General features: G+C 36.9%; 23 protein-coding genes. 9 read left to right on the top strand and 14 right to left on the bottom strand.

Features of this window, described 5'->3' with window-relative positions; translation table 11 throughout:
* Positions 1 to 45 precede the first annotated feature (45 nt).
* Positions 46 to 780 carry a LytR/AlgR family response regulator transcription factor gene (locus NBX25_RS01115; RefSeq protein WP_123909465.1) on the bottom strand — a complete coding sequence of 245 codons (735 nt, stop codon included), beginning with the start codon at positions 778 to 780 and terminating at the stop codon, positions 46 to 48.
* Positions 770 to 1,618 (bottom strand): sensor histidine kinase, encoded by an 849-nt coding sequence (locus NBX25_RS01110; protein ID WP_250252443.1) that lies wholly within the window; start codon positions 1,616 to 1,618, stop codon positions 770 to 772. The genes NBX25_RS01115 and NBX25_RS01110 overlap by 11 nt, the downstream gene beginning before the upstream one ends.
* Positions 1,619 to 1,685: 67 nt before the next feature.
* Here NBX25_RS01110 and NBX25_RS01105 point away from each other — a divergent pair, with 67 nt between their 5' ends.
* The gene (locus NBX25_RS01105; RefSeq protein WP_250252441.1) at positions 1,686 to 1,889 is read left to right on the top strand and encodes a hypothetical protein; all 204 of its coding nucleotides are present in this window, start codon (positions 1,686 to 1,688) and stop codon (positions 1,887 to 1,889) included.
* Positions 1,890 to 1,904: 15 nt separating this feature from the next.
* Here NBX25_RS01105 and NBX25_RS01100 read toward each other — a convergent pair whose 3' ends face one another.
* The 4 genes from NBX25_RS01100 to pepT all read right to left on the bottom strand — a co-directional run bounded on the left by NBX25_RS01100 (position 1,905) and on the right by pepT (position 4,896).
* A complete protein-coding gene (locus NBX25_RS01100) occupies positions 1,905 to 2,501 on the bottom strand; it encodes a porin family protein (protein ID WP_250252439.1) in 597 nt (198 codons plus the stop codon).
* A 160-nt stretch (positions 2,502 to 2,661) separates the two neighbouring features.
* Complete coding sequence (locus NBX25_RS01095; RefSeq protein WP_123909462.1) at positions 2,662 to 2,904, bottom strand: hypothetical protein; 243 nt, start codon at positions 2,902 to 2,904, stop codon at positions 2,662 to 2,664.
* Between the two features lie 173 nt (positions 2,905 to 3,077).
* Positions 3,078 to 3,644, bottom strand: coding sequence for an energy transducer TonB (locus NBX25_RS01090; protein ID WP_250252438.1), 567 nt, complete (start codon positions 3,642 to 3,644; stop codon positions 3,078 to 3,080).
* A gap of 4 nt (positions 3,645 to 3,648) precedes the next feature.
* Positions 3,649 to 4,896, bottom strand: a complete 1,248-nt coding sequence (pepT, locus tag NBX25_RS01085) for a peptidase T (protein WP_123858483.1) — start codon at positions 4,894 to 4,896, stop codon at positions 3,649 to 3,651.
* Between the two features lie 189 nt (positions 4,897 to 5,085).
* Here pepT and NBX25_RS01080 point away from each other — a divergent pair, with 189 nt between their 5' ends.
* A complete protein-coding gene (locus NBX25_RS01080; RefSeq protein ID WP_123909460.1) occupies positions 5,086 to 5,934 on the top strand; it encodes a hydroxymethylglutaryl-CoA lyase in 849 nt (282 codons plus the stop codon).
* Between the two features lie 172 nt (positions 5,935 to 6,106).
* Entirely contained in the window at positions 6,107 to 6,943 is an 837-nt protein-coding gene (locus NBX25_RS01075; protein ID WP_250252436.1) for a sulfurtransferase, read from the top strand.
* Between the two features lie 73 nt (positions 6,944 to 7,016).
* Here the strand turns inward: NBX25_RS01075 and NBX25_RS01070 are convergent, their stop codons facing one another.
* Genes NBX25_RS01070 through NBX25_RS01050 form a run of 5 tightly spaced genes read right to left on the bottom strand, consistent with a single transcriptional unit; the run spans position 7,017 to position 9,121 of the window.
* On the bottom strand, positions 7,017 to 7,160 hold the full coding sequence (locus NBX25_RS01070; RefSeq protein ID WP_164464420.1) for a hypothetical protein: 144 nt from the start codon (positions 7,158 to 7,160) through the stop codon (positions 7,017 to 7,019).
* A 58-nt stretch (positions 7,161 to 7,218) separates the two neighbouring features.
* Entirely contained in the window at positions 7,219 to 7,545 is a 327-nt protein-coding gene (locus tag NBX25_RS01065; protein ID WP_027372057.1) for an SUF system Fe-S cluster assembly protein, read from the bottom strand.
* A 3-nt stretch (positions 7,546 to 7,548) separates the two neighbouring features.
* Positions 7,549 to 8,250, bottom strand: a complete 702-nt coding sequence (locus NBX25_RS01060) for a 3'-5' exonuclease (RefSeq protein WP_250252426.1) — start codon at positions 8,248 to 8,250, stop codon at positions 7,549 to 7,551.
* Between the two features lie 17 nt (positions 8,251 to 8,267).
* Positions 8,268 to 8,615 carry a tRNA-binding protein gene (locus NBX25_RS01055; RefSeq protein WP_123858488.1) on the bottom strand — a complete coding sequence of 116 codons (348 nt, stop codon included), beginning with the start codon at positions 8,613 to 8,615 and terminating at the stop codon, positions 8,268 to 8,270.
* Positions 8,612 to 9,121, bottom strand: coding sequence for a hypothetical protein (locus tag NBX25_RS01050; RefSeq protein WP_250252423.1), 510 nt, complete (start codon positions 9,119 to 9,121; stop codon positions 8,612 to 8,614). Before NBX25_RS01050 ends, NBX25_RS01055 begins: the two co-directional genes overlap by 4 nt.
* Positions 9,122 to 9,375: 254 nt before the next feature.
* Between NBX25_RS01050 and NBX25_RS01045 the strand changes: the two genes are divergently transcribed.
* Positions 9,376 to 10,245 (top strand): ATP-grasp domain-containing protein, encoded by an 870-nt coding sequence (locus tag NBX25_RS01045; protein ID WP_250252420.1) that lies wholly within the window; start codon positions 9,376 to 9,378, stop codon positions 10,243 to 10,245.
* A 68-nt stretch (positions 10,246 to 10,313) separates the two neighbouring features.
* On the opposite strand, the gene NBX25_RS01040 is transcribed toward NBX25_RS01045, so the two are convergent.
* Together NBX25_RS01040 and NBX25_RS01035 are read right to left on the bottom strand one after the other, a co-directional pair.
* On the bottom strand, positions 10,314 to 10,775 hold the full coding sequence (locus NBX25_RS01040) for a hypothetical protein (protein WP_250252417.1): 462 nt from the start codon (positions 10,773 to 10,775) through the stop codon (positions 10,314 to 10,316).
* 209 nt (positions 10,776 to 10,984) lie between these two features.
* Complete coding sequence (locus NBX25_RS01035; RefSeq protein WP_250252414.1) at positions 10,985 to 11,809, bottom strand: universal stress protein; 825 nt, start codon at positions 11,807 to 11,809, stop codon at positions 10,985 to 10,987.
* A gap of 230 nt (positions 11,810 to 12,039) precedes the next feature.
* On the opposite strand from NBX25_RS01035, the gene NBX25_RS01030 reads away from it, so the two are divergent.
* Positions 12,040 to 13,158: a sensor histidine kinase gene (locus NBX25_RS01030; RefSeq protein WP_250252411.1), complete on the top strand. Its 1,119-nt coding sequence runs from the start codon at positions 12,040 to 12,042 to the stop codon at positions 13,156 to 13,158.
* A complete protein-coding gene (locus tag NBX25_RS01025; RefSeq protein ID WP_123909441.1) occupies positions 13,155 to 13,919 on the top strand; it encodes a LytR/AlgR family response regulator transcription factor in 765 nt (254 codons plus the stop codon). Before NBX25_RS01030 ends, NBX25_RS01025 begins: the two co-directional genes overlap by 4 nt.
* A gap of 204 nt (positions 13,920 to 14,123) precedes the next feature.
* On the opposite strand, the gene NBX25_RS01020 is transcribed toward NBX25_RS01025, so the two are convergent.
* A complete protein-coding gene (locus NBX25_RS01020) occupies positions 14,124 to 14,714 on the bottom strand; it encodes a porin family protein (RefSeq protein ID WP_250252409.1) in 591 nt (196 codons plus the stop codon).
* A gap of 305 nt (positions 14,715 to 15,019) precedes the next feature.
* Here NBX25_RS01020 and NBX25_RS01015 point away from each other — a divergent pair, with 305 nt between their 5' ends.
* Genes NBX25_RS01015 through NBX25_RS01005 form a run of 3 tightly spaced genes read left to right on the top strand, consistent with a single transcriptional unit; the run spans position 15,020 to position 20,728 of the window.
* Entirely contained in the window at positions 15,020 to 16,138 is a 1,119-nt protein-coding gene (locus NBX25_RS01015) for an efflux RND transporter periplasmic adaptor subunit (protein ID WP_123909439.1), read from the top strand.
* A gap of 29 nt (positions 16,139 to 16,167) precedes the next feature.
* Complete coding sequence (locus NBX25_RS01010; RefSeq protein ID WP_250252406.1) at positions 16,168 to 19,326, top strand: efflux RND transporter permease subunit; 3,159 nt, start codon at positions 16,168 to 16,170, stop codon at positions 19,324 to 19,326.
* Positions 19,313 to 20,728: an efflux transporter outer membrane subunit gene (locus NBX25_RS01005; protein WP_250252404.1), complete on the top strand. Its 1,416-nt coding sequence runs from the start codon at positions 19,313 to 19,315 to the stop codon at positions 20,726 to 20,728. The genes NBX25_RS01010 and NBX25_RS01005 overlap by 14 nt, the downstream gene beginning before the upstream one ends.
* The last annotated feature ends 112 nt before the right edge of the window (positions 20,729 to 20,840 follow it).

The following is a 20,840-nucleotide window of genomic DNA, read 5'->3' as shown; positions in this document are numbered from 1 at the left end:
TTTTTTAACTTGAATAATTCCCCCATCATTTTCCGGCTTCTTCTTTTATTTACTAATCAGCTTTTTATACACCACCTGATTGAGCAATTCTTCTTTTCGGGTACGGGAAATGGGAAGCTCTGTTTTATTGATAAACAGGCGGCCTCCGGAGATCATATCAATATGGATGATGTTGATTAAAAACGATTTATGAATTCTGAAAAAATGTTCAGAAGGTAAGGATTCTTCAATGGCTTTCATCGTCTGATGAATGACCAGAGATTTATCCTTAAAATGAAGCTTGGTATAGTTCTGCATACTTTCAATATATAATATATCTACCCAGGAAACCTTGATAAAGGTATCAGACTGCCTCACATAAAGAAAAGGATCATCCAGAGGGGTGTTTTTCCTTAATTTTTCATTAATGATAAACTGTTGCTGAGCCTTATTCACCGCCTGATAAAAACGGTTAAAGGCAATAGGTTTTAAAAGATAATCCACCACCTGAAGCCTGAATCCTTCCAATGCGTACTCGGAATAAGCGGTTGTGAAAATACATAATGGCGGGTTTTCAAGCTGCTCAAGGAAATCAATACCATTCAGATAGGGCATGTTGATATCCAGGAAAAGAAGGTCTATTTCACTTTCTTTTACTTTGGCATCTGCTTCCAGAGCGGTGGCACAGGTTCCTTCTACAGACACAAAATCAATCTTGTCTGCCAGCTCCTTAAGGTGGAATCTTGCCAGAGGCTCATCATCTACGATAAGGCATTTCATTTTAGGAATATTATTGCTCATTTTCAGATAGTTTTAAGGTTAAATTTACTTTATAAATCAGATTATCGGACTCAATTTTAAGATCATAAGCATCTGGATACTGCAATTTCAGACGTTTCTGTACATTTTGGAGCCCAATTCCGCCATCTTTCTTTTTATGAACTGCCATTTCTGAATATGAATTCTCGACATAAAAATAAAGAGTATTGTTTTCCTCTTTGCAAGAAATTTTAACATAGCCGGTTTGCCCAGGCAGCCTGCAGACATATTTAAAGGCATTTTCAATAAAAGGAACCAATAATAGTGGAGCAATAAGAGCTTTTTTACTGTTCAGTTTAAAGGTTGATTTTACATCCAATTCATTTCCCCATCTTAATTTTTCTACCTCAATGAGATTTTGAAGATATTCAATTTCCTTGTCCAGAGAAACTAGATTTTGATTGCAATGATACAGCTGATACCGTAGAATATCTGAAAATTTCATTAATAAATAATCTGCAAGCTCTGTATCATGTTTCATCAGGATATGAATGTGGTTCAGAATATTGAATACCACATGTGGATTAATCTGATCCTGAAGAAGCTTAAGTTGATTTTCCAAATGTGCCTGTTGAAGAAGAATATGATCTCGCTCTATTTTTCCGAGCTCCTGATAGAACTTAATGCCACATGCGGAGCCATTAATTAAAAAAGAGGCTGGTAAACCCATATAAAAACCCCGCCATAAAAAAGAAAGGTGACCGGAAAAATTATCAGGAAGAGAGCCTTCAAATGCTACATCAACATAGGTATAGATACAAGAGTATATTAAACTCAGAATCAATATTATAATTGAAATCTCAATAAGGAATCTTTTCATTTTTTTTAACCGTAAAGCCTTAGGAAGTAGCTTATTGGTGAGAAAATGGGTCAAAATAAAAGAGCTGATGATAATAAGAATAGACTGGATAAGGGCAGACAGAGCTCCTGCCGAAACCTGTATATTACACCATAATACAACAGCGAGGGCAAGCCAAAAAATAAATGAAAAAATATATTCTTTTAAAACAATGGGTTTTGTCATAGGACGATTGGAAGAATGGGTTTATAAAAAATTAGAAACTGTAGAGGGCACAGTTTCTAATAAGTAAAGATAATTCAAGTTTTTAGAATAGGAAATAACCGATCCCAAGACTAAAGCTGTGAGGCTTGGATTTAAATTCCTTACTGATATTGGAAAGCCCGTTTTCGTATCTCAGGTCTACCGTGAAATTTTTATAGTCTACACCTACACCTCCAGTAATTCCAATATTTGACTTGTCAAATTTTTTAAAACTCTCCTGTATTGATTCAGAAGTGGATAATTTGTTATTGAAAGCATAGCTGTATACACCACCGGCAAATATTCTTACATTAAAATCATCATTTTTGATAAGTTTGTATCCAATTACTACAGGAATATCAATGGCGTTCCATGTTAGCTTGGCAGAACCGGAATCGTTTGCTTCGTAAGTTGTTTTTCTTTTGTTGAACAAGGTTTCTCCTTGTACATACAGGCTTCCAATATCCACTCTTGCCATTACACCTGCCTGATAACCGAAACCGTATTTCCCTTCCAAGGAAGAAGATTCCGTTGAGGTTTTTGTAAAATTTGTACCTCCCTTTATTCCGATGTGAATAGATGGAGTCTGCTGGGCCTGTGTATCCATAGAACAAGTGATACATAATAACAGTGAGCAGAATGCTAAAAATTGTTGCTTCATAAATTGATTGCTTTTAAAAATTTGATACAAAGCAAAGAATCTTAAAGAACGGTGGAAATTTTATTTGATGAATGGTAGAGATGCTTTGATAAGAATTCGGTTTTGGATGAATAAAAAAACGGAAGCCATTGTAGCTTCCGTAGATTTATTTGATTTATTTTTAATAAGGCTGTTCTGTGCAGTCATTTGGTGGAATACATCCACCGGTACCTCCACCACCAGGATTTCCACCGCCTCCGACGGCAATGCATTGTCCCGGGCTTCCGTCATCATACATTTCGCAGGCTTTCCCCCAGGCACATTGGCAGTCACTCTGGCAGTTATAGGAATCTCCTCCCATATGGCAGTTGTCTATTCCATTACCAAGAATCGTTGAAAGATCCTTTCTCAAAAGTTTTTTCATGTTTTTCATAATGTAATCTGATATTAAAATTAATAGTTTTGTTAATCTGTCATCAGTAAATATAATGAAAAATGAGATTGGTTATGCTTTTAACTCTCCGTAAATGAATGGAATATAAGTTGGGGTGGGTAAGAGGTAAAAAATAAACCCACTGTGAAGCGGGTTTATTGTATTTATTTTTTAAATGTTAAAACTAGTGGTAGAGATACCGTAGATGATACCGGCTTCCCATTAATTTCTGCGGGTTTCCACTTGCCTTTTTCCTTAATACGATAAAAGGCGGCTTCAATAAATGCATTCACATCTTCATTATTTCCCTTTGCCTGGGCATCCAAAGCATTTCCTTTAGAATCTACTACAAAGCTTAACGTTGCTTTATAAGAATTCGAAGCGTAGTTTAAGAAAACAAGATCAACTGTTTCATACAATGACTTTTGAAAAACTGTTTTTCCAGCTTCGTATTCCGCTTCTTTTGTCAATTTAGTTTTCACAGGAGGATCATTGGCCACTGCTTTCTTATCGTTTTCGGAAATCTTATCCAGAGCATTTTTATAAGATGTTATTTTGTCTTCTGTAAGAAGCCACTCTAGCTTAGTTCTCAAATCATTGGGCTTAGGGTATTTGTTGTACAATGCCGTTTTTTTTCTTTCATACTTAGAATCGGCCTTCTGAAATGCAGATATCTGAGCACTTCCGAAAGCAAAAGATAATATGAAGGCTAATGCTAAGAGTTTTTTCATCTCATTATGCTTTTACAATATTAATAATCACTTCTGTTGCCTTCTCCATACTTTCCAAGGCAACATATTCATACGGTCCGTGAAAGTTGATTCCTCCAGCAAAGATATTCGGACAAGGAAGTCCCATATAGGAAAGCTGAGCACCGTCTGTACCACCTCTGATGGCTTTGATTTTAGGCTCAATACCAGCTTCAGTCATTGCTTTGGCAGCAAGATCTACGATGTGCATTTTGCCTTCAAACTGCTGTTTCATGTTTCTGTATTGCTCCTTGATCTCCACTTCAGCGGTTCCTTCACCATGTTTTTGGTTGAATTCAGCCACTTTTTCTTCCATGAATTTCTTTCTTGCTTCAAATTTATCAGCATCGTGGTCACGGATGATGTATTGAAGTTTCGCTTCAGAAATATCAGCTGTAATGTCCATTAAGTGATAGAATCCTTCAAATCCTTTAGTGGTTGCTGGGGTTTCATTAGCAGGTAATGTTTGAGCGAACTCTGCAGCTAACAAAGCCGCATTAATCATTTTACCATAAGCATAACCAGGGTGTACACTTAATCCGTGGATTTTCACTACGGCTCCGGCAGCGTTAAAGTTTTCGTATTCAAGTTCTCCAACTTCTCCACCATCCATTGTATAGGCCCATTCAGCCCCGAATTTAGCCACATCAAATTTGTGGGCACCTCTTCCGATTTCTTCATCAGGAGTAAATCCTACAGCAATTCTTCCGTGCTTAATTTCAGGGTGAGCGATAAGATATTCCGCCGCAGTTACAATTTCTGCACAACCTGCTTTATCATCAGCTCCAAGAAGGGTATTTCCATCTGTAGTAATTAACGTCTGGCCAATATATTTTTTTAAACTTTCAAATCTTGAAGGTGATAAAGTAAATCCTGTGGTCTGGTTCAGTAAAAGATCATTTCCATCATAGTTTTTCCAAACCTGAGGTTTTACATTTTCTCCGTTGAAATCAGGAGATGTATCGTAGTGTGAAATGAACCCAATCGTAGGCCTGTCATCATTTTCAAGGTTAGAAGGAACATAGCCCATAATATAACCGTGTTCGTCAATTGAAACATCTTCCAAACCGATTGTTTTCAGCTCTTCTGTAATGTAATTGGCAATATCCCACTGGCGCTCAGTAGAAGGTGTTGATTCACTTTCAGCATCACTTGTTGAATATATTTTTACATAGCTAAGAAAACGGTTCAGTAATTTCTCTTTCCATAATGGATTGAATTCTATTGTACTCATCAGATTTATCATAAATTTTAACAAAGTTAGCAAATTTGATGCTCAGAATACATTATTTGCGAGTTAATATCAGTTATCGAAATTATAAATCAGATATAAAACTTTGAAAATCAAAATAATGTTAGATTTGTATGTACAGTATACTAAGTAGTTTAGTTTTATTATATTTGAGAAAATCAAAAAGTAAAAATGTTTCTTACCGAATGTCCTAGAGATGCAATGCAGGGATGGGGAGAGTTTATCCCTACTGATAAAAAGATAGATTATATCAACTCCTTAATGGATGTTGGTTTTGATGTATTGGATTGTCTGAGCTTTGTTTCTCCCAAAGCAATTCCCCAAATGGCTGACTCTGATGAGGTGGCTGAAAATATTGATAAATCCCACTCCAAGACCAAAGTTTCTGCTATTATCGGAAACTATAGAGGGGCTGAAAAAGCTTTAAAGCATGAGTCTGTAGATATCTTGGGGTTTCCTTTCTCTATTTCTGAAACATTTCAGCATAGAAATACCAATAAAAGTCAGGAAGAAGCTTTTGATGAGATCATTAAGATGCTTGAGTTGGTAAAAACTGAAGGAAAGCAGCTGAATATTTATTTCTCTATGGCCTTTGGAAATCCTTATGGAGAAATGTGGAAGTGGGAAGATGTAGACCAGTGGGCACAAAGATTCTCGGATATCGGCGTTAAAGATATTCTGCTTTCTGATACCACAGGAGTCGCAACACCTGAAACCATTGCTCTTCTATTTGAAAAAATTCCAGCAAAATACCCTGGAATTAATTTCGGTGGGCATTTCCATAACCGTTATGAAGAGTCATATTCAAAACTCAAGGCAGCTTATGATCAAGGTTGCAGAAGATTTGACAGTGCCATCAAAGGAATTGGCGGATGTCCTATGGCAAAAGATGATCTGGTAGGAAATATGCCTACAGAACAGGTGATTAATTTTATGAGTGTTGAAAAAGCAGATCACAAGCTGAATCTTTTAAACTTTGAAAGCTCTTATAATAAGGCTAAGGATATTTTTCATTTTTAAAATGACTTAGAATCTCTGGCAGATATAGCAAATTACGCAGATAAGACACTGGAAAATGAGGATCTGCTTGAAATCAAAATATAAATAGGAGCGGACTTTAGTCCGCTTTACTATATTCATTAATCCATTGGCTTTGGCCCAAACTTTATTACAATAACCTAAAATCAACACAATGTCTCCAATAGTTTCACCCTCTGATTTAAAAAAACTTCCAACGGAAAACCTCATCATTCTTGATGCAAGAGTAGGGAAAGATGTACAACAAAACTATCTTGAAAAGCATATCAAAGGAGCAAGGTTCATTGATTTGGATAAAGATCTGGCTGAAATAGGACCAGATGCTGCTTTTGGAGGAAGACATCCGCTTCCAACACCAGAAAAATTTGCAGAAACATTATCCGACCTTGGAATAGCTGAAAATTCTCATGTTGTTGTATATGATGATAAAAACGGTTCAAATGCTGCTGCCAGAGCATGGTGGATGCTCAGATCCTTTGGTTTTGAAAACGTACAGGTTTTGGATGGCGGAATCCAGGCTGCTGAAAATAATGCTATGGAACTTTCATCAGGAGAAGAGACTTTTGAAAAAGCTCCAACAATAAAAAAAGAAAATTGGACTCTTCCTATTTCAAGTTTGGAAGACGTTGAAAATGAATTGAAAAGCAATGTTTCCACCGTTGTTGATGTAAGAGATGCTTATCGGTACAGAGGAGAATCTGAGCCTATTGACCTGGTTGCAGGACATATTCCGGGGGCAATCAATATTCCTTTTTCTGAAAATCTGGATGAAAATGGATTCTTCCTGAGCCCTGAAGTTCTTAAGGAAAAATATAGCCGATTACTGGAAAATAGACCTGGGAACCTGATTGTTCACTGTGGTTCAGGAGTTACGGCATGTCATACTATTTTAGCATTAGCTTATGCGGGGTTAAAAATCCCTAATCTTTATGTAGGTTCATGGAGTGAATGGAGCAGGAGAGAAGGAAAAACAATCGCAAAAGAAGTGTAAGAGCAACCCTGAATTTGAGGTTTAACAATACAAAAAAGGATGTCATATCATGACATCCTTTTATATTTTCATATTACTTTTTACCCAATTGCAGCAGTGAGATAATGATAAACCCTATGCCGGTTATAAAAGGAGGCTGAGCCTGCATTTTAGATCCCAGATAAAGCATATATATACCTAAGAAAGCGAGGAGTATTGCTCCTATCTTTTTTGCCATAATTACTGAATAAATAGTTAGTAATATTAATTTTATCTGAGTAGAAAATGCTTAAGGTTTATAGCATTCCCAATTCAAATTTTGCTTCTTCGCTCATCATATCCTTATTCCAGCTCGGTTCAAAAGTAAGTTCTAAGTCAACACTTTTTACATGTTCTACTTCTGCTACTTTATCTTTTACTTCCTGAGGAAGTGTTTCTGCCACCGGACAGTTTGGAGTGGTAAGGGTCATTATTATTTTTACGTCAGCATCATCGGAGATCTGTACATCATAAATAAGCCCTAATTCGTAAATATCTACCGGAATTTCGGGATCATATACGGTTTTTAGCACGCTGATGATTTCTTCACCAATGTCTGCAATTTGATCGTCTGTAAATTTCATTTTTTAATCTAAATTGATATTCCTTTTCAACAAATCTTCCTGACGCAGGCGTCGGAAAATATTTGCCAAAGTTAAGACATCTTTTTCACAATAATCAACAATTCGCTGCAAGTCTTTTTCTATGTAGTAAATTGATGAAACCATTGAGCCATCGATATCATCCTTGGGAGTGGGAATGCCAAAGACATGAGCCAATAATTCCAGTGATACAAAACTTTTATAATCCCCGAATTTCCATAGTTCCATCGTATCTATATGAGGAATTTCCCACGGCTTTTTCCCAAACATCTGAAAAGGAGCAGGCGGCTGCATTCCGTTGATGAGATACCTTCGTGCAATCCATGGAAAATCAAATTCTTTTCCGTTGTGGGCGCAAAGAATGACATTATAAAGCCTTGGACTGTTGAAAATTTCTCCAAATTCCTGGAGCATCTTTTTTTCATCATGCCCTGAGAAGCTTTTGATCTTTAAAGTTTCGTTCTTCTCCACCATTCCGATCGTGATGCAGATGATCTTACCGAATTCTGCCATAATTCCGGCCCTGTCATAAAATTCAGCTGCCGAAACATCTTCTTTTCTCTGGAATCTGGTTTTCTTATCCCAAAGATGCTGATCTGTTTCAGATAAATCGTCCCATGATCCGGCCTGTGGAACGGTTTCAATATCAAGGAATAAGACCTTTTCTAATGGTATGTTTTGTATCATTGTGTGTTTTTTATTTGCTATCCTACCTGCATTCCGTTTTTAGTAGGTAATGAAGGGGCTAAAAGAGTGACATCATTTTTATCTTCTCCATATAATCCGAGAACTAAACATTCGCTGAAGAAGTTGGCAATCTGTTTTTTAGGAAAGTTAACCACTGCCAGAATCTGTTTTCCTACCAATTCTTCTTTCTGATAAAGAGAAGTGATTTGTGCAGATGATTTCCTGATTCCTAAGTCACCAAAATCAATCTCCAATTGATAAGAAGGATTTCTGGCTTTTTCAAAATCATTTACTGAAAGAATGGTTCCGCATCTGATGTCTATTTTTTCAAAATCTGCCCAGGTTATGTCTGGTTTTACGTTCATGGTAATGTATTAATTAAATGTTCTACTTCTATTTTCTGTTCTGCATATTTCTGTTGTAATTCCGAACCTTCGCCCATTCTTTTATAATATTCCAGGGCTTTTCCGCCAAAGAATTTTTTATGAAAAGCCGAAACCTCAGGAACTTGTGGGAAAACCTTGTGAAAAAGCATTTCATAGTAAGCCTGAAACTCTCTTTCATTTTTATCTTCAATTACCTGCCCCGGAGCCTTTTGTCTTACATGAAGCATTTCGTGGGCTACCATATTGAGGACAAGATTCAGATCAAAATCAAATAAATTTCTAGGAATCATCACAGTTTGAGGTCCTCCCAATTCTCCTTCTGCAGTAAGAAGCATCGAAGTAGGGGAAAGCTCTTCCCTGAAACCAAACCCTGCAAAATTGTCATGTTCCAGATCAAAAGAATGGATCAGATATTTTGCCGCATCCAGAATCTGATTATGTTCTTTATAGGCTTCAAGGTGTAGATTTATCTGCTCGAAATTCATTTGAAGTATGTTTTATAACAAATGTATTAAAATATTGAGAATTAGAGTATGTTTTGAAAGATAACCTTTATTGAAAAAAAATATGGAGAATAATCAAATGGAATTAGAAAATGAACCTCAAAATTCAAAAAAGAAGAAAAAGGATTACTAAATAGATTTTCAATTGTACCCTTCCAAATATAAAAATCTGTGTCTGTGTTCATTCATAAGTTCTTTGCAACTTTACACCAAGAAAAACGTATAATAACAGACGCATGAAAATTACACTAGTAGGCTTTAAAAAAGAAGACCGTTTTTCGGTGGGAGTAGCCAATGATGAAGATACGGAACTGATTAATTTTCTGAACAACAAAGGTGTGGATATTGTTCCCACCATTTGGAATGATGAAAATGTGGACTGGAGTCAGTTTGATGTGGCTATTATCAAGTCTCCGTGGGATTATCATAATCATTTGCATGAATTTCTGAACTGGCTGGATCATCTTGAAAGATTAGGAATTAAAGTGTTAAATCCAGTGGAAATCATCAAATGGAATTCAGATAAACATTACCTGAAAGATATTGCGGACAAGCAACTTCCGGTCATTGCCTCAGAATATGTGGAAAAAGGATCTTCTTTTGGTAAACATTTTTTTGAAGTTTTTGGAGCTGATCAATTGGTTGTAAAGCCTTGTGTGAGTGCTGGAGCTCAAAATACGGTAACCATAAACCGAGATAATTTTGATAAACGATCTAAAGAAATTAATGAGTTTCTGAAAGAACAGGATTATATGGTACAGCCTTTTGTAGAGGAAATTAAAAATGGAGAATGGTCATTCCTGTTTTTCAACGGAAAATATAGCCATTGTTCATTAAAAACGCCTAAACAAGGTGATTTCAGAGTGCAGCATTATCATGGCGGAAGTATCAGTTATCCAACCCCGGATCCGGTGCATATAGAACAGGCTGGGACGTATTTAAAAACTTTACCCCAATCAACATTGTATGCGAGGGTAGATGGTGTATTAATCAATAATTCATTTCACTTAATGGAACTGGAGCTTATTGAGCCTTATTTGTTCCTTAATGGCAGCAGTGAATTGCAAGAAAATTATTATCAGGCATTAATGACTTTGATTTCCTGATAATTTTATATTATTATATTAAGGATGATCTTCTACGTTGATAGCGTAGAAGATTTTTATTATTAGGATTATTTTATGATCTCATATTTTGAGACGGGAATAATTGCTGTATTTTCTGGCGGATCAGTGGTATTGGAGAAAGTTAGTCCTTGCGGGTTGGCTTTCAGTTTAAATCCGCCATTTGAAAAACTTCCATCAGGATTATTACTTTTTATCATATATATTATATTTCCAGACGTTAATTCTTCATTCATCTCACATTTAATCTCCTTAATCTTATAATTGGTGACCTTTTTGTCTTGTTTATTAGGCATTTGAATAATGGTTCTGATACTGGAATTAGCCGGATCGATGATAATTTCAGTTTGAATAGGTTGTTCATAATGGTCGGAGGTTAATATAATTTTATCAGAAGTCAGTTTCAACTTTTGCAGGCATTGTTTACTGGTCTTTTGTGCAGTCAAAGGAATACTTCCGATTAACAGCATACAGATAGTGAGGAATCTATAATAAAAAGAATTAGACTTCATAATACTTTGTTTTACAATAAAATTACAATTTATATTAAAATAAAAGTGATCGTTTTAATCCTAATGCTATTTGATTTGCAGAGATTATGGAGTAGAAATCAAAATAAGACCGAAGAAAACTCCGGTCTTATTAAACAAGATTAAGTGTAAAATTTAACCTTAAAAAGGCAAAAAAGGATAATTCAAATATGATTTTTATTGATTGAGTCTTAATCTATGTTTAGGGGGATTGATAGTAATGGAACTTTATTTTTATAGGCCATGATGGCTGTTTTGCTTCGATGGAAAAGAGATTCTACAAGATTATACCGGTAAGGAACCATTGTCAGGAGATCTGCATTGGCTAATTTTACTTCCTCCTCAATCGCTTTGATGATTTCAATAGATTTTATCATCTTAAAGCTGTATTTAATATCATCAAGATCATAACCGGAATTCAGATCGATATCATGAATGACTTCCGTAAAATCCTCTACACCCTCACCTACATTAAATACTTCAATTTCTGCATTGAACTCATTAATGAAAGAATAAATGTCATTCATAGCAGACCAGGTAATGGATTTATGAGTATCATAGGCAAAGAGAACCTTTTGGATTCCTGTATATTCTATATGTCCCGGAATAATTAATATCGGTTTTTTGATCCTGTGAATAGCCTTGATCACATTGTTCCCTAAAAGCCTTTGTTCAAGCGTTTTTTCTCCCATCCCCATCACAACAAAATCCCCATTTGTGGCTTGTATACAGTTATTCAGCTCATCAATGAAATTTCCTGAAGCTAGATAATACTCTGTTTTTACAGCATATAAACGATTTATCTCCATGGATTTATCAGTAAGCTTTTGTTGGTTTTTAAGGGTCTGTTCATAGAAAAAATCAGCAGAAATCTGAGCATTCAGGGCATGGATAGAAATGCTCTGTAAATTGAACAGTATAATATGATATTGGTTTTCTTTAGCCATAGAAGCTGCATAATGAATTGCATTTTCAGCTTCCTGGGAAAAATCTGTGCAGACAATTATTGTTTTCATTGTACCGATTTTAATACTGCAAAACTAGGGTAGAAGCCCGTGGCCTTTTATTAAAAATATGGTGATGTTGCATAAAATGATGATGAAATGTATTTTTCAGGTGATGAAACGTCAGGTTTCATTTGAACTTGTTTATTTTACGTTTCAGGGACGGTTTTGGCGGTCTCGTTAAAAATAGGGCATGGGCTTCTAAAATCTATTTTTATATTTACATTCACAAAGTCCCGGATATGAATAGGGTTTCTACGATTAGAAAAAATTTAGTACGAAGTAAAAAGATCCTTTCCGCTATGAAAAGGAGGCTGGTAATTTGGGCCGTAGCAGTAATTGCTTTCTGCGGATTTTCCTATCTTATTGATCCTTTTGATCCTGTTTGGCAAAGGTATTGGGAAACTCCATTGAAAATGTTTATTGAAGATGCTTTGTGGGTATTCTTTTTTTCAATCATCATTTCAGAGGTTAGTATTTTTATAGATTCTACTCTCAATAAGCTGCTTCCGTGGAAAGATAGAACGGTTAAGCGATTACTCATCCAGGGATTTCTTCAGATTGTAGGAAGTGTTTTGATTGTAATGATTATTAATGCCATTGTAGACTGTACCTCTGATAATTTACCGGAAATGGATTCCCGAAAAGAATATACACTATTAGGACAATGGGTTGCTACGAATATTGTGATTTCGTTGATTATAAGTGGTTTTAATACAGTGGATTATCTGCTTCAAAATTGGAAAAGGACTGCTGTAGAAGCAGCTCAGCATAAACTTAGAGCCTCCAAGCATAAACAGGCAGCTATGGCCGCTGAACTTCAGGCTCTTAAATTACAAATAGATCCCCATTTTATCTTTAACAACCTGAGTGTTCTTTCCGAACTAATTCTGGAAGATCAACAGTTAGGGTATGAATATTCAGAAAAATTTGCCCGTGTATACCGGTATTTGTTGGTGAACTCTAAAAAAGATATCATAGCCGTAGAAGAAGAACTGAAATTTTTAGATTCCTATATTTTCCTGATTGAAAAAAGAATTGGCGAGGGAGTATTATTTAAAATTGACATCCAAGAAGAATACAGATCTATGTATACGCTTCCATTATCCCTGCAGCTGTTGGTTGAAAATGCTATTAAGCATAATCAGACCTCAAAGGCGAACCCACTGGAAATTCATGTGTATACAAACTCAGAAAAAGAGCTGGTAGTTGCTAATACCTTTTTGCCATTACTCAATAAGCCGGATTCTTCAGGAGTAGGGCTTACCAATATCATTGCAAGGTATGAGATTCTGGGCTATACAAAACCGATTATAGAAAAAACTGAAGATAAATTTATTGTAAAACTCCCGTTGATATGAAGATTAATAAAATTTTAATAGTTGAGGATGAAAGACCCAATGCAGACCGGTTAAAAAGGCTGTTGCTAAAGTTAAGACCCCATATTGAAATTCTTTCCGTAGAAGATTCCATAACCTCTACTGTTAATTGGCTGGAAAACAATGTTGTTCCGGATGTCATTATGATGGATATTCGCCTGGCAGATGGTTTAAGCTTTGAAATTTTTAATAAACATGAAGTCAAAAGCGCCGTAATCTTTACAACAGCGTATGATGAATATGCCGTACAGGCTTTTAAATACAATAGCATAGATTACCTTCTGAAACCCATAGAAGAGGAAGAACTGGATGCCGCATTGAAGCGCTATGAGACCTTTATGGAAGCAGTTCCTGTTGTAGGATCAGCCATTGAGGGGCTTCTCAATTATATCCAGCCCAAAGACTATAGAAAACGATTCCTTATCGTTCATCGTGATGGATATAAAACAGTATTGGCAGAAGACATTTTATACTTTTATACAGAATTGGGAATCAGTAAGGCCATGCTGAACACTGGTGTAGTAGAAAATATTCCTCAAACACTGGAGGAGCTTGAAAAACAATTGGATCCGAAGTTCTTCTTTCGGGCCAACAGACAGTTTATCATTCATATTGATTCTGTAAAGCAGATTTTCAATCATTTCAATGGAAAACTGAAACTGGAGCTGAGAAAACAACCTGAGATGGAAGTGATCGTAAGCCGGGAAAAGGCATCAATTTTTAAATCCTGGATGGATTATTAATGGTAGGATGCTGGAGGTTATTGAAGACTGAAAAACAAAAGAAAATCAATTTAATTAACGCTTTTCAGAGAGCCTCAAACCTTTCTGTAGCTATTAGATTTTGTCTGCACAATAGTAACTTCCAGCTTCCAATCTTATAAATAAAAATCCCCCCAGGAATTGCTCATGAAGGGATCATATGAAGAAAAAGCTATGAATTAAAGATTACAATGGAATAGCATATCCTAGAGAGATCGCAAAACCTCTGTTTTTTACATCTACTCCTTTCTCATCGGAGATATTATTTAATCCTAAATTATATCTGCCATCTACAATTACTTTTCCGGGTCCTGCAGGAATGGCTACACCAGCTCCCATCTGTAATCCAAAATCTATGGATTTGGTTTTACCATATGCTGCTTTTACCTTATCATTCTTTCCCATCAGGAAGCCTATAGAAGGTCCTGCATTTACATACACCGGACCAAAGCTGTATTTGGCTAACACCGGAATTTCTAAATAATTAAAGTTGTACGTTTCACTTCCAAAGCTGTTTTTAAACTTTGTTCCCTTGCTGATAAAGTTAACTTCAGGCTGTACAGAAAAGTTTTTTATTCCTGTTTGAATATTTACCCCTAAGCCGGCCTGAAAAGATGTTTTTGATTTCTCACCATTTACATTTTTAATAGATTGATTGGCAATATTGATTCCGGCCTTTGGAATTAATTCTATCCCTGATTCCTTTTTCGGTGTTGTAGTTTGAGCCTGTACTCCTAATCCTAATACGATCGCTGTGATTGCTAAAAACTTTTTCATTTGATAAAAATTTAAATTATTGACTTATTTTTTGATGTTTTGATACTGCGAAATTAGAAGGGAAAATAACCTGAACGATGAGTTTTAAAAGTGAAACGTATAAATTGAAACCTCAACCGTATTTTTGAAATACTAAAGTGATAAAGCCCTTTTTTATCGATCTGAATGGTAGAAATAACCACTTTTCCTTTCATTTTTGGTATCATACGTTTCACCTGCGATTAACTACGTTTCACCGGATTTTTACATGCACATCCTTATTATATGAACTTATTTTGCTGTTGTAAAATTTAAAAACAAATGTTATGAACTACAGAAAAGGATATCTGGCACTTTCACTTATAACTGCAGCAATATTGTACTCCTGCGGTTCGGGAAACGCGCAGGAAAATGCGCAGCAGGTACAGGCACTTCCTACTGACTTTATCCAGGTGAAGTCAGGAAATGAAGATGTTGCAACGGGGTATCCCGGAAGTATAGAAGGGCAGGACAATGTAGAAATAAAAGCTCAGGTAACAGGATACCTGGAAGCTGTATACATAAAAGAAGGACAATATGTGAGCAAAGGGCAAACATTGTTTAGAATTAATCCATCGGTATACAATGAACAGGTAAATACCAATGCAGCCGCTTTGAAATCCGCTTTAGCAGCTCAGGAATCGGCAAAACTGGAAGTTGAAAAGCTGAAACCTCTTGTAGAAGGAAAAGTAGTTTCTGATATGCAGCTGAAAACAGCACAGGCAAGTTTAAAGGCAGCATCAGCACAAGTGGCTCAGGCACAATCTTCTTTAGGTTCTTCAAAGATCAATGCTAATTTCGCATACATTAAGGCACCGGTGAGCGGTTATATAGGAAGAATCCCAAACAGGGTAGGAAACCTCATCAGCCCGTCTGATGCATCACCATTAACAACACTTTCTAATATAAGCAGTGTAAATGTCTATTTCTCAATGAATGAGGCAGACTTTATTGCTCATAGCAGAGCTGCTGCTTCAGGTGAAAACACAGAGAATGTAGAGCTTATTTTAGCAGACGGTTCTACCTATGGTTTTAAAGGAAGGTTGGAAAATGCCAGTGGGAACTTTGACAGAAATACAGGAAGTATCCAGATGAAAGCTGTGTTCCAGAATCCGGATAAACTTTTAAGATCCGGAGGAACAGGACGTGTGATGATACACAATGCATTAGATGGTGTAGTAAAGCTTCCGAAAACGTCTGTAAAAGATATTCAGGATAAGTTCTTCGTCTATAAATTAGAAGGTAAAGATAAAGTGAAAATGATGCAGATTGAAGTATCTGGAAGCACTTCTCAAGATTACTTCGTGAAAAATGGAGTGAACGCAGGAGACAAAATCGCCATCAACAGAATAGATGCCCTTGCAGATGGGGCACAGGTTGTGGCGAAAGTATCTCCTTCAAAATAATTTTATAATCATTCTTAGAAAATTCGAAAATGTTAAAAAAGATAATAGACCGTCCGGTACTGGCGACGGTAATATCCCTTATCATTGTCATTTTAGGGATCATCGGGTTAAACCAGCTGGCAGTGACCAGGTTCCCGGACATTTCTCCACCCACCATTACCGTTTCAGGTTCGTACCCAGGAGGAAACAGTGAAACGGTAATCCGTTCTGTGGTAACTCCTTTGGAAGAGCAGATCAACGGGGTAGAAGACATGAGCTACATGAAGTCTACGGCAAGTAATGACGGAACATTTACCATTTCTGTAATATTTAAGCAAGGAGTAAATGCCGACCAGGCGGCGGTAAATGTACAGAACAGAGTACAGCAGGCCACACCGATATTACCTCAGGAAGTGGTAAGAATGGGATTAACGACCTCAAAGCAACAGAATAGTATGGTATTGATTTTCAATATTTATACTGAAGATAATAAACAATATGATGAAACTTTCCTGCAGAACTTTGCCAACATCAACCTTATCCCACAAATTAAAAGGGTAAAAGGAGTAGGACAGGCACAGATTTTTGGAATTAAAGATTATTCCATGAGAATCTGGCTGAACCCTCAGAAAATGGCATCTTATGGATTGGAACCAACGGATGTTTCGAATGCAATTGCCGATCACAGTTTAGAATCTGCTCCTGGTAAATTGGGGGAAGAATCAGATGCTGCATTGGAATATGTAATCCGATACAAAGGAAAGAAGAATAAGCCGGAACAATACGAAAATATCGTCGTTAAAAATGATGGAACCAATGTAATCAGGCTTAAAGATGTTGCCAGGGTAGAATTTGGTTCCATTAATAACAGTGGAGATAACCTTTCCAATGGTAAAAATGCGGTTACCGTAGCCATTATGCAGACCACAGGGTCTAATGCCAATGAAATTGAAATAGGAGTTAATAAAGCGATTGACCAGCTTTCAAAATCCTTCCCTCCAGGTATTAAATATACCAAGGTAATGAGTACCAAGGAAAGATTGGATGAAGCAACAGGACAGGTAAAATCTACCTTGATAGAAGCATTTATCCTTGTATTTATTGTTGTGTTTATTTTTTTACAGGATTTCAGGTCTACCATTATTCCGGCGATTGCGGTTCCGGTAGCCATTATCGGTACTTTTTTCTTCCTCTTGGTATTAGGGTTTACAATTAACGTATTGACATTGTTTGCTCTTGTACTGGCGATCGGTATTGTCGTAGATGATGCAATTGTCGTTGTAGAGGCGGTTCACAGTAATATGGAAGGGACAGACCTTTCAGGAAGAGATGCTACACACAAAGCGATGGGTGAAATTACAGGGGCTGTTATTTCCATTACATTGGTGATGTCTGCGGTGTTTATTCCCATTGGGTTTATGTCAGGTTCTGCCGGGTTATTCTATAAGCAGTTTGCCTATACTTTAGCGATTGCGATTATTATCTCGGCGGTAAACGCTCTTACTTTAACACCAGCTTTATGTGCGGTATTTTTGAAAAACCACCATGCAGAAGAAGGCGGAAAGAAAAAAGGCTTCGGACAAAGATTCGCCGTTGCTTTTAATGCAGGCTTCAATAATATGACAGAACGTTATGCAAAAGGTGTAAGATTTTTAATTGGTCGTAAATGGATTGCAGCAGGATTAGTAGCCGGAATTATAGGACTTTCGGCATGGTTGATGACAAGTACTACCAAGAGTTTTGTTCCAATGGAAGATGACGGATTCTTTATTTATTCATTGAGCATGCCTCCGGGAACCGGATTGACAAAAACTACAGAAGTTTCCAATAAGATCAATGCCATTTTAAAAACGGTAGATGCTGTTCAGGAGAATACTTCTATTACAGGATTTAACTTGTTAAGTAACAGTGCCGGACCAGCTTATGCCATGGGGTTTGTGAAATTAAAACCTAAGAAAGAAAGGGGAGCCGTTCAGGATATTGATGAAATCATGAATATCGTTAATGATAAGCTGTCTGTTATCAAAGAAGGAAGTGTAATGAGCTTCAGAATGCCTCCGGTTGAAGGATATGGAGTAACGAATGATGCAGAGATCGTTCTTCAGGACCGTATGGGTAGAGATCCACAGGTTCTTAAGGCAAAAGCAGATGATGTGATCGGACAATTGATGCAGGTACCGGAAGTAGCTTATGCCTACACGATGTTCAGAGCAGATTATCCACAGCTTGAACTTGAAGTAAACGAAGATAAAGCCAAACAGTTAGGAGTAAGTATCGCTAATTTATTAGGATCTATTCAGACGTATTTCTCAGGAGATCAGTCTCAGAACTTCTCAAGATTTGGAAAATTTTACAGAGTAAATATCAAGGCTGATGGTGTTTTTAGAATGGATGAACAGGCGTTTAATGATATTTTCGTGAAAAATAATAAAGGAGAAATGGTTCCTGCCAATACCTTAATCACCTTGAAAAAAGTCTATGGTCCGGAATCCGTTCAACGTTATAACCTATATAATTCATTGAACATTAATGTGGTACCAAAACCAGGGATCAGTAACGGAGCTTTGATGGATAAAATTGAACCAACCTTGAATAAACTTCCTTCTGATTATAGTTATGAATGGACCGGATTAAGTTTAGAAGAAAAATCAGCAGGAAACCAGACGGCTGTAATCCTCGGATTATGTTTACTGTTCGTATATCTGCTTCTTGCAGCACAATATGAAAGTTACATCCTTCCATTGGCAGTAATGCTTTCCATCCCAACGGGAATTGTAGGAGCATTCCTGGGAATCAAAGCTATTGGATTGGATAATAATATCTATGTACAGGTAGGATTGATTATGCTTATCGGATTGCTGGCTAAAAATGCAATTCTTATTGTGGAGTTCGCTGTCCAGAGGAGAAAAACGGGGCTTTCCATTATGGATTCTGCATTGGAAGGAGCGAAGGCAAGATTACGCCCGATCATTATGACATCATTAGCCTTTATTGTGGGGATGATTCCATTAATGATCTCTACAGGAGGAATGGCTTCAGGAAATAAATCTATCAGTGTGAGTGCGGCCATAGGAATGCTGAGTGGAGTGGTGTTAGGAGTATTTGTAATTCCTATCCTGTATATGTTTTTCCAATATCTTGATGAGAAATTTTCATCTAAAAAGAAGTATCCCGTAATCCAAAATCAATTGACAAATGAGAATATTTAATATAAAGAATTTCCTTATTTCAGGTGCAATGGCAGCGATACTGGTGTCCTGCACTGTAGGGAAACCTTATGCAAGAACAGAGCTTCAGGTGCCGGAATCCTACAAAGAATCTATGCAGGTAACAGGAGATACTGTAGTGCTACCGTGGAAAACGTTCTTCAAAGATCCTAAACTGATTGGGTTAATAGATAAAGCTTTAACAAGAAATAATGAAGTAAACGTTGCGCTGAAAAATATAGAACAGCTTGATCTGATGTATAAGCAAGCGAAGTTATCTCTTCTTCCAACATTGGATCTCAATGCCGGAGCCAACAGAAGCTGGGCTTCTAAAAATACGCTTAACGGATCGCTTAATGAGCAGTTTGTAGGAACAACGCACATGGATGATTTCAGTGCCAATCTGAGACTTTCATGGGAGGTTGATATCTGGGGAAAAGCGAAAATGCAGAAAGAATCGGCGGCAGCGGAATACTTTGCTCAAAAAGAAAATTTAAATGCTGTAAAAAGCAGAATTATTGTTCAGGTGGCCCAGGCGTATTATAATCTGATAAGTTTAGATGAGCAGATGAAAATCGCGGAGCAGAATATTGAATTGAGTAATAATACCCTGAAAATGATGGATCTTCAGTTTAAGGCAGGACAGATCAACTCATTAGCGGTACAGCAATCAGAAGCGCAGAAGAAGACAGCAGAACTTTTGATTCCTTTAGCCAAACAGAATATATCCATTCAGGAGAATGCTTTGAGTATTCTTTGTGGAGAGTATCCAGCGAAGATTGAAAGATCAGGAGATTTGAAAATGATGATCCCGGGAAATAAACTTTCAGAAGGACTTCCTGCACAATTATTAAGCCGCAGACCGGATCTTAAGATGGCTGAATTTAATGTGATAAGCCTGAATTCAAAAACAGGATTGGCAAAAGCAGCGATGTACCCAAGCATTAGTTTGAGCCCGCAGATTGGGGTAAACTCAAATAAATTCAGTTCATGGTTTGATATTCCGGGTTCTATTACTAAAGCAATTGCGGCGAACCTGGCAGCACCAATTTTTCAGAAAAAACAACTGAAAACAGCTTATGAAACGGCATTAATTGAACAGGAAAAAGCGGCAATCAACTTTAAACAGTCAGTAATGACGGCTGTTGGAGAAGTTTCTGATGCCATGGCGAAATCCCAGGGCACTTCAGAAAGATTACAGCTTTTAGAACAGAGAACAGCCATTTTAGATAAAGGAATCGGCGATGCGCTGAAGCTGTATAAAAGCGGAATGGCAACCTATCTTGAAGTGATTACAGCTCAGAATAATAAGCTTCAGAACGATCTGGAAGCGATCAACGTAACGTTGGAAAGATTAAATGCTGGGGTAGATCTATACCGTGCCCTAGGTGGTGGTGTAGAGTAAAATGCAGATGAAAACAGAGGAAAGGAAGTTACACAATGTAGCTTCCTTTTTTGATTACAGAGATCATATACTATTAAGAGATAAGTGGATCGAAAACCTAAACACGACAATA

The organism is Chryseobacterium sp. Marseille-Q3244 (assembly GCF_940807095.1).
GTDB lineage: Bacteria > Bacteroidota > Bacteroidia > Flavobacteriales > Weeksellaceae > Chryseobacterium.
Note: the sequence above shows the minus strand (reverse complement) of the source record. Positions and strands in the feature narration are given on the sequence as shown.

Bases quoted from the DNA above. Each gene is read 5' to 3' on its own strand.
- NBX25_RS01115 (WP_123909465.1), bottom strand. From the start codon at position 780: ATGAGCAATAATATTCCTAAAATGAAATGCCTTATCGTAGATGATGAG.
- NBX25_RS01110 (WP_250252443.1), bottom strand. From the start codon at position 1,618: ATGAAAAGATTCCTTATTGAGATTTCAATTATAATATTGATTCTGAGT.
- NBX25_RS01105 (WP_250252441.1), top strand. From the start codon at position 1,686: ATGATAATAAGAATAGACTGGATAAGGGCAGACAGAGCTCCTGCCGAA.
- NBX25_RS01100 (WP_250252439.1), bottom strand. From the start codon at position 2,501: ATGAAGCAACAATTTTTAGCATTCTGCTCACTGTTATTATGTATCACT.
- NBX25_RS01095 (WP_123909462.1), bottom strand. From the start codon at position 2,904: ATGAAAAAACTTTTGAGAAAGGATCTTTCAACGATTCTTGGTAATGGA.
- NBX25_RS01090 (WP_250252438.1), bottom strand. From the start codon at position 3,644: ATGAAAAAACTCTTAGCATTAGCCTTCATATTATCTTTTGCTTTCGGA.
- pepT (WP_123858483.1), bottom strand. From the start codon at position 4,896: ATGAGTACAATAGAATTCAATCCATTATGGAAAGAGAAATTACTGAAC.
- NBX25_RS01080 (WP_123909460.1), top strand. From the start codon at position 5,086: ATGTTTCTTACCGAATGTCCTAGAGATGCAATGCAGGGATGGGGAGAG.
- NBX25_RS01075 (WP_250252436.1), top strand. From the start codon at position 6,107: ATGTCTCCAATAGTTTCACCCTCTGATTTAAAAAAACTTCCAACGGAA.
- NBX25_RS01070 (WP_164464420.1), bottom strand. From the start codon at position 7,160: ATGGCAAAAAAGATAGGAGCAATACTCCTCGCTTTCTTAGGTATATAT.
- NBX25_RS01065 (WP_027372057.1), bottom strand. From the start codon at position 7,545: ATGAAATTTACAGACGATCAAATTGCAGACATTGGTGAAGAAATCATC.
- NBX25_RS01060 (WP_250252426.1), bottom strand. From the start codon at position 8,250: ATGATACAAAACATACCATTAGAAAAGGTCTTATTCCTTGATATTGAA.
- NBX25_RS01055 (WP_123858488.1), bottom strand. From the start codon at position 8,615: ATGAACGTAAAACCAGACATAACCTGGGCAGATTTTGAAAAAATAGAC.
- NBX25_RS01050 (WP_250252423.1), bottom strand. From the start codon at position 9,121: ATGAATTTCGAGCAGATAAATCTACACCTTGAAGCCTATAAAGAACAT.
- NBX25_RS01045 (WP_250252420.1), top strand. From the start codon at position 9,376: ATGAAAATTACACTAGTAGGCTTTAAAAAAGAAGACCGTTTTTCGGTG.
- NBX25_RS01040 (WP_250252417.1), bottom strand. From the start codon at position 10,775: ATGAAGTCTAATTCTTTTTATTATAGATTCCTCACTATCTGTATGCTG.
- NBX25_RS01035 (WP_250252414.1), bottom strand. From the start codon at position 11,809: ATGAAAACAATAATTGTCTGCACAGATTTTTCCCAGGAAGCTGAAAAT.
- NBX25_RS01030 (WP_250252411.1), top strand. From the start codon at position 12,040: ATGAATAGGGTTTCTACGATTAGAAAAAATTTAGTACGAAGTAAAAAG.
- NBX25_RS01025 (WP_123909441.1), top strand. From the start codon at position 13,155: ATGAAGATTAATAAAATTTTAATAGTTGAGGATGAAAGACCCAATGCA.
- NBX25_RS01020 (WP_250252409.1), bottom strand. From the start codon at position 14,714: ATGAAAAAGTTTTTAGCAATCACAGCGATCGTATTAGGATTAGGAGTA.
- NBX25_RS01015 (WP_123909439.1), top strand. From the start codon at position 15,020: ATGAACTACAGAAAAGGATATCTGGCACTTTCACTTATAACTGCAGCA.
- NBX25_RS01010 (WP_250252406.1), top strand. From the start codon at position 16,168: ATGTTAAAAAAGATAATAGACCGTCCGGTACTGGCGACGGTAATATCC.
- NBX25_RS01005 (WP_250252404.1), top strand. From the start codon at position 19,313: ATGAGAATATTTAATATAAAGAATTTCCTTATTTCAGGTGCAATGGCA.